Origin of the sequence: Micromonospora sp. NPDC049301, assembly GCF_040678715.1 — a bacterium.
GTDB lineage: Bacteria > Actinomycetota > Actinomycetes > Mycobacteriales > Micromonosporaceae > Micromonospora.
In genome coordinates this window covers 15,775-32,092 of the sequence record NZ_JBFAQO010000004.1, presented here as the reverse complement: position 1 = coordinate 32,092, position 16,318 = coordinate 15,775, and the positions used below count along the sequence as shown (strand labels likewise).

At 70.7% G+C, this 16,318-nt stretch carries 12 protein-coding genes; 2 read left to right on the top strand and 10 right to left on the bottom strand.

All coding sequences use genetic code 11. The features are described 5' to 3' along the window. Positions 1-3 precede the first annotated feature (3 nt). The 3 genes from AB0K07_RS13170 to AB0K07_RS13160 form a co-directional block, all read right to left on the bottom strand. A complete protein-coding gene (locus AB0K07_RS13170; protein ID WP_363754405.1) occupies positions 4-1,680 on the bottom strand; it encodes an ABC transporter substrate-binding protein in 1,677 nt (558 codons plus the stop codon). Positions 1,681-1,765: 85 nt separating this feature from the next. Continuing rightward, positions 1,766-2,983, bottom strand: coding sequence for an MFS transporter (locus AB0K07_RS13165; protein WP_363754403.1), 1,218 nt, complete (start codon positions 2,981-2,983; stop codon positions 1,766-1,768). A 149-nt stretch (positions 2,984-3,132) separates the two neighbouring features. Then, entirely contained in the window at positions 3,133-3,717 is a 585-nt protein-coding gene (locus AB0K07_RS13160) for a TetR family transcriptional regulator (protein WP_363754401.1), read from the bottom strand. Between the two features lie 66 nt (positions 3,718-3,783). On the opposite strand from AB0K07_RS13160, the gene AB0K07_RS13155 reads away from it, so the two are divergent. Beyond that, on the top strand, positions 3,784-4,479 hold the full coding sequence (locus AB0K07_RS13155; RefSeq protein WP_363754399.1) for an NAD(P)H-binding protein: 696 nt from the start codon (positions 3,784-3,786) through the stop codon (positions 4,477-4,479). A 282-nt stretch (positions 4,480-4,761) separates the two neighbouring features. Here the strand turns inward: AB0K07_RS13155 and AB0K07_RS13150 are convergent, their stop codons facing one another. From AB0K07_RS13150 to AB0K07_RS13125, 6 genes are all read right to left on the bottom strand, one after another. Beyond that, entirely contained in the window at positions 4,762-8,784 is a 4,023-nt protein-coding gene (locus AB0K07_RS13150; protein WP_363754396.1) for a discoidin domain-containing protein, read from the bottom strand. A 165-nt stretch (positions 8,785-8,949) separates the two neighbouring features. Further along, a complete protein-coding gene (nhaA, locus tag AB0K07_RS13145) occupies positions 8,950-10,887 on the bottom strand; it encodes a Na+/H+ antiporter NhaA (protein ID WP_363754393.1) in 1,938 nt (645 codons plus the stop codon). A gap of 241 nt (positions 10,888-11,128) precedes the next feature. After that, a complete protein-coding gene (locus AB0K07_RS13140; RefSeq protein WP_363754390.1) occupies positions 11,129-11,593 on the bottom strand; it encodes a hypothetical protein in 465 nt (154 codons plus the stop codon). A 64-nt stretch (positions 11,594-11,657) separates the two neighbouring features. Further along, complete coding sequence (locus AB0K07_RS13135) at positions 11,658-11,825, bottom strand: hypothetical protein (protein ID WP_363754387.1); 168 nt, start codon at positions 11,823-11,825, stop codon at positions 11,658-11,660. Positions 11,826-11,829: 4 nt separating this feature from the next. Beyond that, positions 11,830-12,141: a WXG100 family type VII secretion target gene (locus AB0K07_RS13130; protein WP_363754384.1), complete on the bottom strand. Its 312-nt coding sequence runs from the start codon at positions 12,139-12,141 to the stop codon at positions 11,830-11,832. Then, the gene (locus tag AB0K07_RS13125; RefSeq protein ID WP_363754382.1) at positions 12,138-12,467 is read right to left on the bottom strand and encodes a YbaB/EbfC family DNA-binding protein; all 330 of its coding nucleotides are present in this window, start codon (positions 12,465-12,467) and stop codon (positions 12,138-12,140) included. The genes AB0K07_RS13130 and AB0K07_RS13125 overlap by 4 nt, the downstream gene beginning before the upstream one ends. Before the next feature lie 225 nt (positions 12,468-12,692). Between AB0K07_RS13125 and AB0K07_RS13120 the strand changes: the two genes are divergently transcribed. Next, positions 12,693-13,529 (top strand): aldo/keto reductase, encoded by an 837-nt coding sequence (locus AB0K07_RS13120; RefSeq protein WP_363754380.1) that lies wholly within the window; start codon positions 12,693-12,695, stop codon positions 13,527-13,529. 144 nt (positions 13,530-13,673) lie between these two features. On the opposite strand, the gene AB0K07_RS13115 is transcribed toward AB0K07_RS13120, so the two are convergent. Continuing rightward, positions 13,674-16,202 carry an alkaline phosphatase D family protein gene (locus AB0K07_RS13115; protein WP_363754378.1) on the bottom strand — a complete coding sequence of 843 codons (2,529 nt, stop codon included), beginning with the start codon at positions 16,200-16,202 and terminating at the stop codon, positions 13,674-13,676. Between the last annotated feature and the right edge of the window lie 116 nt (positions 16,203-16,318).

Below are 16,318 nucleotides of genomic sequence, written 5' to 3'. Positions count from 1 at the left end.
GACCTACTTGGTGAAACCGGCGAAGGCCGCGCGGATCACGCCGTCCGGGAAGACCTGCAGGCCCTGGATCTGCTTGCTGACGGCGGTCAGGTTCCGCTGCCGGTAGAGGTAGACCAGCGCGTCGTCCTGCTGGAGCAGGGTGACCGCCTGCCCGTACAGCTTCTTGCGCTCCTCGATGTCACCGGACTGGCGGGCCTGGGTGAGCAGGGTGTCGAGCTGCGGGTTGCTGTAGCCGGCGACGTTCTGGCTCGCGCCGGTGCCGACGAAGTTGGTGATGTTGGCGTCCGGGTCGATCCGCCCGCTCCAGCCGAGTTGCAGCAACTCGAAGTTGCCGCGGTCCTGCTCGTCGAGGAGGGACGAGTACTCCACCGGGTTGATCTTCAGATCGAATCCGCCGTCCTTGAGCATGGACTGGAGCGCCTGTGCGAGCCGCAGCGTGTCGGGAGTGTTCGACGCGAGCATCGTCACGGTGTACGGCGTCTGCACGCCCGCCTCGGCGAGGAGCTGCTTGGCCTTCGCGGGGTCGTGCGCCGGGCAGGTCTGCGCTTCCGGGGACGAGAACGGGCTCGCGGGCGAGATGGGTGAGCAGGCGGCGGTGTGAATGCCGTTGAAGACGGCGTCGACCAGCGCCTTGCGGTCGATGGCGTGCTCGAAGGCCTGCCGGACCTTGGCGTTCTGCGCGAGGGGGCGGTTGATCGGCTTGGGCGCGGTGCCGATCCCGTCGACGTTGCCGATGTTGATCGTGAGGCCCTGGTAGCCGAGGGACTGCGACTGGAGGACGGAGACCGCGGAGTCCTGTCGCAGGGAGTCGACGTCCTGGGTGGAGATGCTGTCGGCGACCTGGGCGTCGCCGGAGCGCAGGTTGGCCGCGCGGATGCTGGCGTCGCTGAGGATGCGCCACGAGATGGCGTCGAGGTGGACCTTGCCGGCCTCGTAGTAGTTCGGGTCCTTCACGACGTCGATGGAGTTCTGCGGCACCCGCTTGGCGAACTTGAAGGGGCCGACGCAGACCGGCGCCGAGGCGAAGTCGTCGCCGAGACTCTGCAACGCCTTGGCGCTCATGATCATGCCGGCGCGGTCGGCGAGGGCGCCGAGCAGGGGCGCGAACGGCTGCTTGAGCCGGAGGACGACGGTCTGCGCGTCCGGGGTGTCGACGCCGTCGATGGGACCGAGTTCGCTCTTGCGCGCCGACCGGGCGTTGGTCAGGTGTCGCTGGATGGTGGCCTTCACCGCTGCGGAGTCGAACGGCGTCCCGTCCGCGAAGCGCGCGCCCTGGCGCAGCGGGATGGTCACCGTCCGGCCGTCGCTGCTCGTCGTGGGCAGGGCGGTCGCCAGCTGCGGTACGACCTGCGCCTGCTCGTTCACGTCGTAGAGCTTCTGGCACATCGCCTGGAAGACGTAGCGGGAGTAGAGGCTGCGCGAGAGCGTCGGGTCGAGCGCGTCGGGCTCCGCCGAGAGGGCGATGACGAGCTTGCCGCCCTGCTTCACGGCAGCGGGGTCTGCCGGCGTACCGAAGGAATCCTGGCCTGCCGACTGGTTGTCGCCGGACTGGTTGCCGCCTCCGCTGTCCGATACCGGTGAGCAGGCAACGACCGCGCAGGCAACAGCGACCGCGGCCATCGCGGCCCGGAGTGGACGGCGCCGGAACAGGCTCGTTTCGCTGGCGGAGAGGTTCGTCATGGAGAGCTCCTCGAGTGGGCGATGCCGGGGAGCGTATGTTGTATACGATGACCGACGCAAGACCTCCCTGTATGGCCGAACCGGGTCAGCCGGCGGGTCGCGCCCGCGTCGGGCCGGCCCGGAGCAGACTGAGCAGGACGACCAGCGCGAGCACCGCCACCACCGCACTGAAGACCTCGCCGGCGGGACGCAGGCCGACGACCTGGATCAGCAGCCCCACCCCCACCGCCGGCAGGCCGAGCATGGTGAACAGGATGGCGAAGAACGTCGACACCGCCTCGGCCCGGCGCTGCGGAGCGGTCTTCATGGTGATCGTCGCGATGCCGTCGCCGACCGCCACGCCCGCCGCGACGCCGTTGATCGTCGCGCTGACGAGCAGGGTCGCCAGCGCCGCCATCCACATGCTGAACGCGAGCAGGCCGGACGCCACGATCAGCCCGGCGCAGGCGCAGGCCAGCGCGGTACGTGAGGACAGCACGCGGGTCAGGAGCTGGCCGAACGCGGCACCCGTGAACGCCAGGAAGACCACCAGCGCGGCCAGGGTGTGCGAGGTCTCGTGCAGGACCATGCCGAGGAAGAGTCCGCTCACCGCCGTGAGCACGCCGAGGGCGGCGAAACCGGCGCCGGCGGTGACCGCGGAGCGGAGGAACTCGCCGCGGATGTGCTGCGGTATGTACAGCCGTTGAATCCGCACGGTCACCGGGGAACGCTGCGCCACCGTCTCCGGCACACCCACCATCGCGACGATCGCGATGACCGCCAGGACCAGCACGATCGCCCAGGGCAGCCGCAACGGTTCCGGCGCCACGTCCGACACGATCCCAGCCAGCAGGGTGCCGACGGCGAGGCCACCCAGGTTGGCGAAGATCGCCACCGTGGCGGCCCGCCTCGGATGCCGTGGATCCTGGATGAGCTCCGCCAGCGCCGCGGTCGCCGCTCCGATGACCAGTGCGGCGGAGAGGCCGGCGAGCAGTCGGCCCACGACGATCATCGCCAGGTCCACGGCGGCCAGGAACACCGCGTCGGCGGCGAGCGAGAGGACCAGCGCGGTGAGGATGACCGGCCGGCGGCCGATCTGGTCCGAGAGCCGGCCGAAGACCAGCAGACCGACGACCACGCCGAGCGCGTACACCGCGTAGACAACGGTCACGGTCAACGACGAGAAGCCGAACTCCGCCTCGTAGAGCGGATAGAGCGGGGTCGGCACGGTCGTTCCCACCAGCGTGATCCAGAAGGCGTAGGCGACCCGCACCGCGCCCGAGGTGGAACCGGATCGGGTCGCTGCGCCATCGGCGTTGGACATGATCGGTCCCTCCGGGCTCGGACCCCTGCTGCGGGCCGTCGCCGCCCGCGCCCGCCCGTCGCGGCACCCACCCTCCGTGCAGCATCGGACGTGGCCCTCGGCCGAGGTGCGGTAACGGCCCTAAACGCCCTCATCAGGTGGCGCAGGGCTCACGGCAGGCGGGGTCGGCCGTACAGGGCGGCCCGCAGCGTCGGCCCGAAGACGCGCCGGACATCGGCCGGTGACAGCCCACCGATCGAACGGATCGGGTTCAGGTACCGCGTGAAGATCAGCCCGCCCAGCACGCCGACCGCCGCGGTGGCGCGTTGCGTCGCGTCGGGCCCGCCGAGAAATTCAGCGATGCGGAGGCGCAGCTCACCGTCCAGGTAGTCGCGCAGGGCGCGCATCGTGTCGTCGTCCTGCACGGCCATCCGGTTCTCGGCGGGCACGGTGGCGTCCCACAGGCCGGTGACCGAGTCGAGCAGCCGGTCGGCCAGGCCGGCCTGGTCACCCCGCAGAGCCTGGTCGAGAGCGGTGGGATCGACGCACAGCAGGGTCAGCGACTGGCTGAAGAGGCCCTGCTTGGAGCCGAAATGGTAGCTGATGAGCGCCGAGTCGACGCCCGCCGCGGCGGCGATCGCCCGCACCGTCGTGCCCGGATAACCGTGCTTCAGGAACAGCTCGCGGGCGACCTCGGCGATGCGGGCCTTGGTATCGGGATTGCCTCGAGGTCGACCCCGAGTTTTATTCAACACCGTTGGATAATGCTCCTCCGCAGTGGCACGGTCAACGCCATCAACCCCGCAACAAGGAGCGAGCACATGCGCACTGTCGTCTTCGGCGCCACCGGCCCCACCGGCCGCCAGATCACCGAGCAGGCCCTGGCCGCGGGCCACGAGGTCGTGGCGGTCACCCGCCGCCCGCGCAACCTTCAGCCCCGCCTCGGGCTCACCGTGGTCGGCGCCGACGTCGCGGACCCGGACGCCGTCCACCGGGCCGTCGCCGGCGGCGATGCCGTCCTGTCCAGCCTGGGTGTCCCGCTCACCCCGAAGCCGATCACCGTGTACTCGCGGGGCAATGCGAACATCGTGGCCGCAATGCATCGCCACGGAGTGAAGCGCCTTGTCACGGTCAGCTCCAGCGTCATGGATCCCACCTGGCGACCGACCGGCGAGTTCCTCTTCAACAACGTGCTGGATCCGCTGTTCAACCGCAGGGTGGGCCGCACCGCGCACGAGGACATGCGTCGCATGGAGTCCCTCGTACGCGACAGCGACCTCGACTGGACCATCGCCCGGCCGTCCGGGCTGTTCGACCACCCGTCCGCCACGCGCTACCAGGTGGCGGAGAACGTCGCGGACGGCCTGTTCACGGCACGTGCGGATCTGGCGGCGAGCATGGTGGCGCAGTTGACCGACGACCGGTTCGTCCGGCGGGCCATGGCGGTGATCACCACCGAGGTCCGGCCGAGTATCGCGGGCCTGATCTGGCGCGAGGCCGTCATGCGGAAGAAGTGACGCGCCAGCCCGCCCCCCTGGTGGTCGCCGGTCTGTCTGCTCCCTGCCGTGGACGCGGCCGGGCCCCGTCGGTGTTGTGGGCGCGATACCTGTGAGTCATAAATATGACTTTGAGGTATAACGCTCCTTGACAACCTCGCCGGGGGCTCATCGCGGCCCGTTTCGGATGCCACGGGGCTGATCAACTCTGCCAGCGCCGCGGGCGTCGCCGCGCTCGGGAACGGCAGAGTCGGCCGGGCCGCGGTGGGAAGCGGCCGGGGCGCCGTTTCCCACCGAAACCTCCTAGTTGCCGGCCGAGTTGTACGCCTGAGCCGTCACCTCGACCTGGCGGGCGAGGCCCGACCGCGCGGGCCAGGAGATCCGCACCTGACGCGTCTCTCCCGGCAGGAGCCAGAAGTAGTTGTCGTCGTAGCGGGCGGGCAGCACCCGGTCACCGTGCTCGTCGCGCACGGCCAGCCGGACCAGCGCGGCGACCGCGCGACCCTGGTTGCGGACCGTCGTGGTGACGGTGCACCGGCCGTCGACGACGCGGACGACGCCGGTCGACGTCGACAGTCGGGCCGTTGGCAGGTCGTTGAGCGCCCGCATCTGCTCGGCCTCGTCGTACCGCCAGTAGGTATTCTCCGCGAGCAGCCGGTCGCGGTTGTCGCGCAGCTCCAGCCGCACCAGGTGCAGCCCGCCACCGTCCGGCGTGGCGAGCGGGAAGACCGCCGACGTCGACGAGCGGGCGACGTCCACCCGCTGACGCTGGGGCGTGCCCAGCGACCGCCCGTTCAGGTCGTAGCGCCGGGCGGTGACGGTGGCGCCGCTGACCGCTGCGGTGGTGTGGTTGACCACCCGCACCTGCCAGGTGCCGGGGTCGGCCTGGACGTGCAGCGGCTCGCAGCCCTTGCGGGCACCGTAGTAGGCGCCGTTCACGTCGAGGTCGTAGTCGTAGGTCTGCCACACCGTGCTGTGCCAGGCGGGGTGCGACATCCACAGCAGCAGGCCGGTGGCGTCCTGCCACAGGTTGGCGTTCCACGCCTCGAACATCGCCCGGTGGCTCTCGTAGTTGACGAACTGCGCGCGGCTGGCGAACTCGTCCAGCGAGCCGGACTCGCCGAGCCGCGCGTCGATCGCCGCCTGGTAGGTGCCGACACGCTGGTTCCCGATGGTCGACCAGTCGTGGTAGTTCCAGACCTCGCCGGCCGGCCACTCCGGCGCGTCGCCGACGAGGTTGCGCATGCTCTCGACGACCGGGATCACCGGCATGCCGATCTCCGTGTGGAAGCCGAAGGCACCGGTGTCGTACGTGTTCCGGTTGTTGTACGTCCCCGGCTCCACCCAGTGGTACGGGCCGTGGCCGCTGACGATGCCGCCGGCGGAGTTGGGGATGTAGAGGATCTCCGGGTCCTCGGTGGCCGCCGCGTGCTTGAGCCCGGCGTCGACGATCGGCGGCGGGTCGCCCTCGTTGGCGCCGCACCAGATCACGATGCTGGGGTGGTGGCGGAACCGCCGGATGGTGTCGGCGGCGATGTCCACGTAGCCGGGCGGGTTGGGCAGGAACTGGCCGGCCTGCCAGAAGTCGTTCCACACCAGGATGCCCTGCTCGTCGCAGGCCTGGTACAGCTCCTCGCGGTTGCTGCTGCCCAGCCAGTTGCGGATCATCGTGAAGTTCATGTCGCGGTGCATCTCGACCGTGTCGGCCAGCCGGTCGGGCAGCACCCGGCGCAGCAGCTCATCCCAGCCCCAGTTGCCGCCCCGGGCGAACACCGGCACACCGTTCACGCTGATCTTGAGCTGGACGACGGCGTTGCTGACCGACGTGACGTCGGTCCACCGCTGCCCGTCGTCCGAGACCTGGATGACGAAGTCGCGGGCGTACGCCTGCTCCCAGACGATGGTGACCTGGTCGAAGCTGACCGGCCCACCCAGGTCGACCTGGATCCACTGGTTGTCCTCGAACGTCGAGGACCACCGCGTACGCGGGTTGCCGTCGACGGCCCGCTCCGGGCCGTTCGAGTCGCCGTCGACGGACGACGCGGTGGCGGTGCGGCCCAGGGCCAGGTCGACGTCCGGCTCGGCCTGCCGCTGCACGGAAAGCGTCCACATGGACACGCCCCACGACGTCACCCGTGCGCCGGCCTGGATGCGCAGGTGCTGGGCGGTCTGGGTCGGGAAGGTCTCGACCTGAGTGGCGCGGCTGCCGAGCGGGGTCTCGTTGCTGACGGACTTCACGTCGGTCCAGGCATCCCCGTCAGCGGAGACCTGGACGCGGTAGTCGAGGGCGTACGCCTGCTCCCACAGGATGGTGACCCGGTCGAAGTCGGCCGCCGCGCCCAGGTCGACCGCGATCCACTGGTTGTCCTCGGACTTCGACGCCCAGCGGGTCGCCCGGTCCCCGTCGACGACGTTGCCGGCCACGTTGGTGTCGTTCTCCGCCGACGACGCGGTCGCGTCCCGGTGCAGGGCGAGGTCCGGGCCTGCGCCGTCGGCCACCGACAGCGAGAACATCGAGATGCCCCACCCGGTGGCACGCTGGCCGGCCTGGATGCGGACGTGCCGCGCGTGCTGCCGGTCGAACGTGACGGTCTGCGTGGCGGCGCCGTCGACGAACTCCAGCGGAGGCGCGGCGGGCGGCGAGATCTGGATCGGCTGGTGCCAGTCGTAGCCGAACTGGCGGATGCCGAAGCGGAGCTGGCGCCGGTCGCTGACCGACCGGCGGACGGTGGCGGTGAGCTTCAGGTCGTACAGGTGGGGTTCGCCGTAGCCGTTGGGCCACCAGAGCCGGGGGTTGCGCAGCCGCAGCGCGCCGAAGCGGTCCGGCGCGAAGGTGACGGTGCTGGTCCCGCCCGCGGGCACGGTCACCGTGGACTCGACGCGTACCTTGTCGAACTCGGCCCGCACGGTGACGGTGGTGGCGGTGTCGGCCGCGTTGCGCACCGGGACCTTGATGCTCACCTCGGCGGTGCCGGTGTCCGGCAGGTCCGGCAGGGTGGTCGTGACGTGCGGATCGCCGACGACCACGGCGCCGGTGCTGCGCAGCCGGACGTGGTCCCAGAGGCCGGTGACCCGGTCGCGGACGGCGGGCATCCAGTCCCATCCCGACACGGCCAGGTAGGTCGGCGCGTCCAGGTAGTGGTGGGCCGACTGGAGGAAGGTCCGGCCGTCGGTGCCCTTGTCGCCGGGCGTGCCCGGGTGCGGCATCGGGGTGACCCGGACGGCGAGGACGTGCTCGCCGCGGTGACCGGCCAGGGCGTCGGTGATGTCGAGGGCCGCCCGCGCGAACGGGTGCGCGACGCTGCCGACCTGCACGCCGTTGACCCACGCGGTGGCCTCGTGGTTGATCCCGTCGAACTCGAGCCAGATCCGGCGACCGGCCGAGGTGTCGAGGTCGCGGGGCAGCCGCAGCGCGCGCCGGTACCACCAGGTGTGCCGGGACAGCGCCTCCGGGATGCGCATGTTGTTGAATCCGGCGACGGGGTCGGGCAGGTGACCCTGCTCGACCAGGGTCCCGAGCACGGTGCCGGGCACGGTCGCCGGCAACCAGGACCGGACGTCGACGCCGCCGGTGGAGAGGACGGCGCCGTCGGCGGTGCCCGCGAAGTCGTCCATCGTCAGCGACCAGCCGGACTCCAGCGGCACCGTGCCGTCGGCGGCCACCTTCAGCTCGGGCGCCGCGCCGGTGTTGCCGCCCTCCCAGCTGGTCCAGCCCGCGGCCTTCGGCCGGCCCGCCAGTGGGATGCCGTAGACCTGGAAGCCGTTGAGGCCCACCGGGTTGCCGTTCGAGCGCCTGGTGGCCGTCATCCGGATCCAGCGCGCGGTCACCGGCTCCGGCAGCTTGATGGCCTGGACACCGCCCTGACCCTCGGTGGTCTCGTACACCGACCGCCAGTCCCGGCCGTCGGCGGAGACCTCGATCCGGTACGCCGTCGCGGCGCTGGACAGGATCTCGTCGCCGTCGGTGTCGGTGTAGTTGCCGTCGAACGGCCCGTCGGCGAGCGTGGCCTCGAAGACCAGGGTGACGGCCTCGATGCGGCACGGCGCCTGGAGGTCCACCGAAATCCACTGCGGATCGCCGTTCGCGGCCCGCCAACCGCTGCCCCGCACGCCGACCTGCGGCAGACCGTCCACGGCGAACGTGCCGGGCGTCGGCGCGTAGTCCGTCGAGGAGACCGCCACCGGGCGGTACCGGGCGAGGTCGGTGGCCGCCGGCGTCGCGGGCGTGGCAGGCGCGGCGGACGCGAGGGCGTCCGGCAGCACTGCGGTCACACCGACCGACGCGAGCAGCGTGGCGCCGGCGGAGAGGAACGTACGCCGCGACATGGGCGATGGCTCGGACATCTTGCCTCCAGACGTGACAACGTTGTCGCCTTAGACAACGTTGTCAGATCGTGGTCGCATGTTTCAGGAGAGTCAAGACCTCGCGTGCGCCGTGATTCCACGAACACGTTCCGCGCTCGGAACCGTGACGCCGCTGCTGCTCGGCGTTCAGCTCGCCGATCCGCCCTCGTCGCGGCGCCCGCGATCCCGGCGGTGGTACTCGGGGCGAAGCTTCGCGCTCGCGAACGCCGACTTCACCGCCGCCGAGAGCGCCGCGATGTCGTACGCGCCATGGTGGCGCCGGCCGTTGATGAAGAAGGTCGGGGTGCCGGTGACGCCGCTGAGGTCGGCGGAGTCGACGTCCTCGGCGATCCGGTCGACGCCACTGCGCTTGACCATGTGCTCCCGGAACCGGTCGAGGTCCAGGCCGAGCTGTTCGGCGTAGCCGAGCACATCGGTGGGACTGAGCGCGTCCTGGTGGGTGAGGAGCAGGTCGTGCATCTCCCAGAACGCGCCCTGCTCCCCCGCGGCCTCCGCTGCCTCGGCGGCGAGTTGGGCATGCGGGTGGACGTCGGTGAGTGGCAGGTGCCGCCAGACGTACCGGACGTTGGCGAAGTCTGCCAGCAGTTCCCGGACCACCGGCTCGGCCTGCCCGCAGTAGGGGCACTCGAAGTCGCCGTACTCCACGACCGTCACCGGCGCGTCGAGCGACCCGCGCATGTGGTCGCGCTCCGAGTCCACGGGAAGCCTCAGGTCGACGATCCCCTCGGCGACGCCGAGCAACGCGCGCGCACGCCGCGCCGGCGAGAGCCGGGCGACGGAGCTGAACACCAGCCAGGTGACGACGGACGCACCAACCGTGGCGACAAGGATGCCGAGCTTCGCCTCATCCAGCGCCGGGCCGCTCAGGGCATGGGTGGCGATCAGGAGGGCGACGGTGAACCCGATCCCGGAGACCGTGCCGACGCCCGCGACGGCGCCCCAACCGACCGGCGGCCGGAGCCGGTTGCCGCTCAGACGGGCCACCAGCCACGAGGTGGCCACGATCCCGGCCGGCTTGCCGACAACGTACGCCGCCACGACGCCGAGCGTGACCGGTGAGGCCACGGCCCTGGACAGAAGCTCGCCGTCGATCACGATCCCGACGTTCGCCAGCGCGAAGAGCGGCACGATCACATAGCTCGCCCACGGGTGGTAGAGGGACTGCAGCCGCTCGTTCGGTGACAGCGCCGAGGTGAGGCCGGCCCGGGCCATACGGGCAAGCTGCGGGGTGGGCTGTTCCCGGAAGAGGCGGAACTGGTCGCTCGCCCACTGCAGTTCGTTGCGACCGGGGTCGTAGGCGTAGGTCAGCAGCCCCATCACCAGGCCCACCACGACCGGGTCGACACCGGACTCCGAAACCGCGAGCCAGGCCGCCACCCCCAGCAGCGCGTAGACCGGCCCGAACCGGACGCCGCAGCCCCGGACGAGCAGGACGACGGCGAAGATTCCCGCCGCGACGATCAGCGCCGTTGACGAAGGATGTTTCGGATAGGCGATCGCCAGCACCGCGATCGCGACCAGGTCGTCGATGACGGAGACCGTCAGCAGGAAGCCCCGCAACCGGTCCGAGAAGCGCGGCCCGAACACGGCCAGCGCGCCGAGCGCGAGCGCCGTGTCCGTGGCCATCACCGCACCCCAGCCCGCGGCGGTGGTGCGCCCGGCGTTGAACGCGAGGTAGATCGCGATCGGCAGCAGCATTCCTCCGAGCCCGGCCAGCATCGGCAACGCAAGCCGACGCCGCTCCCGCAACTCGCCGATGTCGAACTCGCGGCGCAGTTCCAGCCCGGCGACCAGGAAGAAGAACGTCATGAGCCCGCTGTTGACCCAGGTACGCACGTCGTGTGACACGTGCCAGTCGCCGAGTTGGACGGACAGGGAGGTGCTCCAGACCGACTCGTACGACGACGGGTGGAGGTTGGCCCACAGGAGCGCCAGCACGGCAGCGACCAGCACCACCCGTGCCCCGCCGGTCTCGGTCTGCAGGAACGAGCGCAGCGGAGCGTTGAACCGCCCGGCCCAGGTGGTCCGGGCGGACCATCCCCGGTGCGCGTTGTCGCTCGTCACGTGGGCAATCTTCCTGGACGTGATCGCCACCTGGTTCGGATTCGGGCACAAGGCGGCCGGCCGATCCGGGACCGGGCTGTCCATGATCACGCGTCCGCTGCACCGCTACCGGAATCCTGCCGCTGTGGACATGAGGAACGACGGTGGACCGACCACTCGGGAATCGTTCGCTCCACAGATGAGCCGGCCGAGGAGCGCAACACCCGACCGGCGGAGAGGGCCCCGGCCGTACGACGGCGTGCTAGCCGCGCGCCCACTCCGGCGGTGGCACCACGGCGAGCTGCGGTTCCCCGGAGATCGGCTCGAGCGCGTGCACGACCCGGAGGTCTCCGTCGGCAGCGGCGTCCTCATCGGTCATGACTCGTCCGCTGCTTCCGTCGGCACTGACCAGGAGCCAACGGTCGGGATAGATGCTGCCGTCGTCGACCAGGGCCCGCACCCCGAAGGTACGGGCCAGGCTGACGGCGAGATCCCGCTCGTTCCGCCCGGTGGCGTCGGCGAGTTCGGTGTCACCGGTGAGAATCCAGCCGAATCCCTCGTCCTCGTCGGGCGGGGTGAACATGGCTACCGGACGTGGATCGTCCGCCGCCCGGTCCTCTACCCGACCGACGTAGACGGCGTCGGGGGCGATGCCGTAATCCTGCTGCAGGTGCCGGCGCAGCGCGTCCGCGGACAATTCTTCCTCGAAGTGGATCTGGTAAAGCACGTCTACCCCCGGTAGCTCTTGTGATGGCGAAACACGTCGAGGGCCCGCGCCTGCGCGGCCTCGGTCAGGAACGGGTTTCGGGCCATGGCCGCCTTGGCTGCCGGTCCGCCTCGGCACCGAACGCGATCCACGCCTGACCCAGCTCGAAGAGCCGTTCCTCGTCGCTCTCCGGCCACAGATAGCCGAGTTCGTTCAGCAGTCCAGAGAGCTCGCCAGGGATCTGAATGCCCATCGCATCAGACCAGCCGTTCGAAGAGAGCAGCGTTACGCGCCTCGACCTCGTCGTACGCCGCACCCATGCCGGCGAGCCCGTCGCCGAAGCCGGCGAAGGCCGCGACCACCGACATGACCGACTGCTCCGCGATCTGCTGGGCCGCGTGGTAGGACGCGCCGATTAGTCCACCCACGTCGTCACCGCCGAAGATGTCACCCATGCCGCCTGCAGTCGCCTGCAACCGCTGCCACTGCTGCTCAAGCCGCTCACCTGCCCGCTGCACGCCGCCCGCCGCCTGCCGTAACTGCTCCGGGTCGACATCCAATGGCCTCACCGGCGTGGTTCCCGCAGCAGGGCAACGACGTCTTGGAGTGCCTCGTTCATCTGGGCCATCTGCCGCAGCGAGCGATCTTGTACCTCCTGAAGCCCTCCCGCCAGGCTGTCGAGCTCCACGGTCGGTAGCTCAGGCCGCTGACTGCCGAGGTCGTCGAGCGCCGCGTTGACCGCCGCCCTGATGTGCTCCGTCAGATCCTGCGCCGGCAGCCGCATCAGCCTTGGGTCAACCACCAGCTCGTCGACGCGGCCGCCGCGAACCTCGGCCCGAACCAGGCCATCGAGCGCTTCGCCGTGGCCGACGGGCTGCTCCTCGTCGTCAATCACAGCCTCACCGCGTGCGCGGGATCGCGCCGACTCCAGTGCCTGTCGCGTCTCGCTGAGCAGAGCATCCAGACCGGTCAAATGAGCATTGTTCGGCACAGCACCGCAAGATACCAGCCGAGCACCATCCGTGATGACCCGCCGAAGCCGCGTATGACTGCCGGCCTGGCTCAGTGCGCGGCTCGTGCGGGTAGGGTCCAGTCACGGTCGACGAAAGGCAGATCAACCATGGCAATTCCCCACCTGACGGCCGCCGACGGCACCACGCTGCCGGCGATCGGGCTCGGCACCTACCGCCTGAACGGCTCGGCGGGTGTCGACGCGATCGGTCAGGCGATCCGGGTGGGTTACCGGTTGCTCGACTCCGCGGTGAACTACGAGAACGAGGGCGCGGTGGGTCGGGCAGCCCGTTCGGCGGGCGACGTGCGGGACGAGCTGGTCGTCACCTCGAAGCTGCCGGGACGGCACCACCGCTACGACGAGGCGCTGACCACCATCGAGGAGAGCGTGTTCCGCACCGGCCTCGACCGGGTCGACCTGTACCTGATCCACTGGCCGAACCCCAGGGTCGACCTGTACGTGCAGGCGTGGCGGGCACTGATCGAGGCCCGCGAGCGTGGTCTGGTCAGGCACATCGGCCTCTCCAACTTCCTGCCCGAGCACATCGACCGACTGGTGGCCGAGACCGGGGTCGTTCCGGTGGTCAACCAGATCGAGGTGCATCCGTACTTCCCGCAGCAGGAGGCGATCGACTACCACCGGGAGCACGGGATCCTCGTGCAGGGCTGGAGCCCGCTCGGCCGTGGCAACGACCTGCAGCAGCACCCCGTCGTCGCGGAGATCGCGACCGCGCACGGCGTCAGCCCGGCGCAGGCCATCCTCGCCTGGCACGTGGCCCGCCAGGTGATCCCGCTGCCCAAGGCCGCCTCCCCGCAGCGGCAGGTCGAGAACCTGGACGTCTTCGGCGTCAAGCTCACCGACGCGGAGGTCGAGGCCATCACCGCGCTGGGCCGCCCGGACGGGCGCCTCGCGGACCAGGACCCGGCGGTGTACGAGGAGTTCTGACCGGCCCGGGAATACGGAGCGTGATGTCCGCGCGAGGGGACGCCGTGACGAGCGTTATGACTCTGAGGTATAGATATACCTGAGAGTCATAACGCTCACCAGTACGTCCACCGCCGACCAGAGAGAGCGGCCGGAGCGTGTCGGTCAGAGCTGGCCGAGCACCGCGAACGGGTCGGCGCCGGGGCCGCTGTCCACGGCGACGATCCGGCGCCGCAGGGTGAACGTCCCACCCGGGGCGAGGGTCACCTGACGCTGGCTCATCACCCAGTTGTAGGCGGCGTACGCGACGAAGCCGGCGTCCTCGTAGAGCAGGCCGTAGGTCTGCCGGTCCGAGCCGGTCATGCCGATCCACGGCGCGGCCGGCGGGTAGTCGGCCGGGGTGCTGCTGGTGATGGTGCCGTGGCCGGGGATTCCGCTGCGCTGGCCGGCGCCGTCGTGGTCGAGCGCGTCGCCGGTCCAGAAGGTACGCGACGCCGTGCCGACGTTGGTGAAGACGCTCTCCGCCAGCACCCACGGTTCGTTCGGCCGGATGGCGTACGTCGTGACCACCTGGAGGTCGGCGACGGCCGTGCTGACGCCGGTGGCGCGGACGGTCGCCAGCGGGCCGGTCGCGGAGAGCACCTCGACGACGCTGGAGCGGACGGTTCGCTGCTGCCAGGCGTTGCTGCCGCGGGGCTGCGTCGCCGAGGCGTACGGCAGGTTGATCCAGTCGAGTTGGTCGAGGCGGCCGACCGCGGCCAGGTCCAGGGGCTTGCCGACGGTGACCCCGGACAGTTGCGGGTCGTCGGTGCCGGCCGAGACGGCCAGGGTCACCAGGTCGTTGCTGAGCACCAGGTCGGACGCCTTCGCCTCGGCCTGCGGCCCGGGGATGACGCGGCCGGCGCCGGCCCTGGTCGCCGCCCGGGTCAGCCGCAGGTCCAGCTTCGTCGGCGCGCCCTGGACGACCGTCGCCGGTCGGGTCACCGGCTCGTAGCCGACCCCGTTGACGGCCACGGTGTAGCTGCCGGGCGGCGCGAAGGCCAGAACCTCGCCCGACGGGTCGGTGGTGCTCTCCACGAGTCGGCTGCCGTCGGCCCGGAGCACGGTCACCTGCACGTTCGGCAGGGCTGCGCCGGTGGCCGCGTCGGCGACCCGCCCGACGATGCCGTCGCCGGCGTCGATCCGGTACGCGCCCGGCACGCCGTCGCGCACCTCGAACGCCGCGATCGTGTACGCGGGTGAGAGGGCGTCCCGCGCGTCCAGCACGATGCGCAGGTCGGCACGCCAGCGCCGCTCGGTGACGTCGCAGATCACGTAGCCGCGGTAGCTGCCGTTGTAGAACCGGACGTGCGGGTTGGCCGCGAGACCGGCCCGCACGTCGGCGTCCCACCCGGCGCCGGAGGAGATCGACGTGCCGACGAACTCGGTGGCGATCGTCTTCGCGGCGGGGTCGGTGAAGTCGGTCTTCAGGTCGTTCACCCAGTGGGTGTGCCAGTCTCCGCCGAGGACGACGGGGTTCGGGACCCGGTGCGTGGCGATGAAGTCGAGGATGCGGGAGCGGGCCGGCGGGTATCCGTCCCACTGGTCGAGGTTCACGATCTGCCCCGGCCCCAGGTCGTAGTCGAAGGCCGCCATGATGGTCTGCTGGGCGATGACGTTCCAGCGCGCCTTCGACCGGCGCAGCCCGTCGAGCAGCCAGCGTTCCTGCTCGGGGCCGGTCATGGTGCGGGTCGGGTCGAAGACCTCGCCGGTCGGCTCCTTGCGCCCGTCGCCGAGTGCCTGGTCGCTGCGGTACTGCCGGGTGTCGAGCACGCTGAACTGGGCCAGCCGGCCGAAGTCGACCCTCCGGTACATGAGCATGTCCGGCCCGGTCGGGCGCTGCTCGGGCCGCAGCGGAAGGTGCTCGTAGTACGCCTGGTAGCCGTTGGCGCGGCGCTCCAGGAAGGGCCGGCCGTCGCCCGCCCCGGACGGGACCGCGCCGGCGTAGTTGTTCTGCACCTCGTGGTCGTCCCACGTCATGATGAACGGGAACCGGGCGTGCGCGGCCCGCAGGTCGGGCGAGGTCTTGTAGAGCGCGTGCAGCCGACGGAACTCGGTCAGGCTGCCGTTGGTGGTCTCGTAGATGTAGTCGCCCAGGTGCACGACGAAGTCGAGTTCCTGCTCGGCGAGGTCGCGGTAGGCGGGGTACGGACCGCCCGCCCAGGACTGGCAGGAGACGAACGCGAACCGCATGTGGTCGGCCTTCGCGCCGGGCGGCGGCATGGTTCGGGTACGACCGGTGCGGCTGGTCACGCCGTCGGCGACGAAGCGGTACCAGTACCAGCGGTCGGGGGCCAGGTCGTCCACGAGCACGTGCACGGTGTGCGCGGTCGTCGGCGTGGCCGTCACCTCGCCGGAACGGACGACGTGGCGGAACTCCTGGTCCCGCGCCACCTCCCAGCGGACCGGGACGGGCTCCGCCGGCATGCCCCCGTCCGCGGCGTTGAGCGGGTCGCGTGTCAGCCGTGTCCACAGCACGACGCTGCTGTGGTCCGGCTCGCCGGAGGCGACGCCGAGAGCGAACGGCGCCGGGTCCAGCTCGTCGGCGTACGCCGCGGGGAGTTCGGCGACCAGTTGGCTCACCGCGATCACGCCGGCGGTACCGCCCGCGATGGTCAGGAACCGTCGACGGCTGATGGTGGATGGGTCGGGCACTGACACACCTGCCTTGATCGAGACGAAGATCGTCCCGACAGCCTCGACAGTCCGTCCGCCTGACTACTGAAGATCATGTGAAGGGCGTGGGTACGGCGGGTGGCAAGATCCCGCCC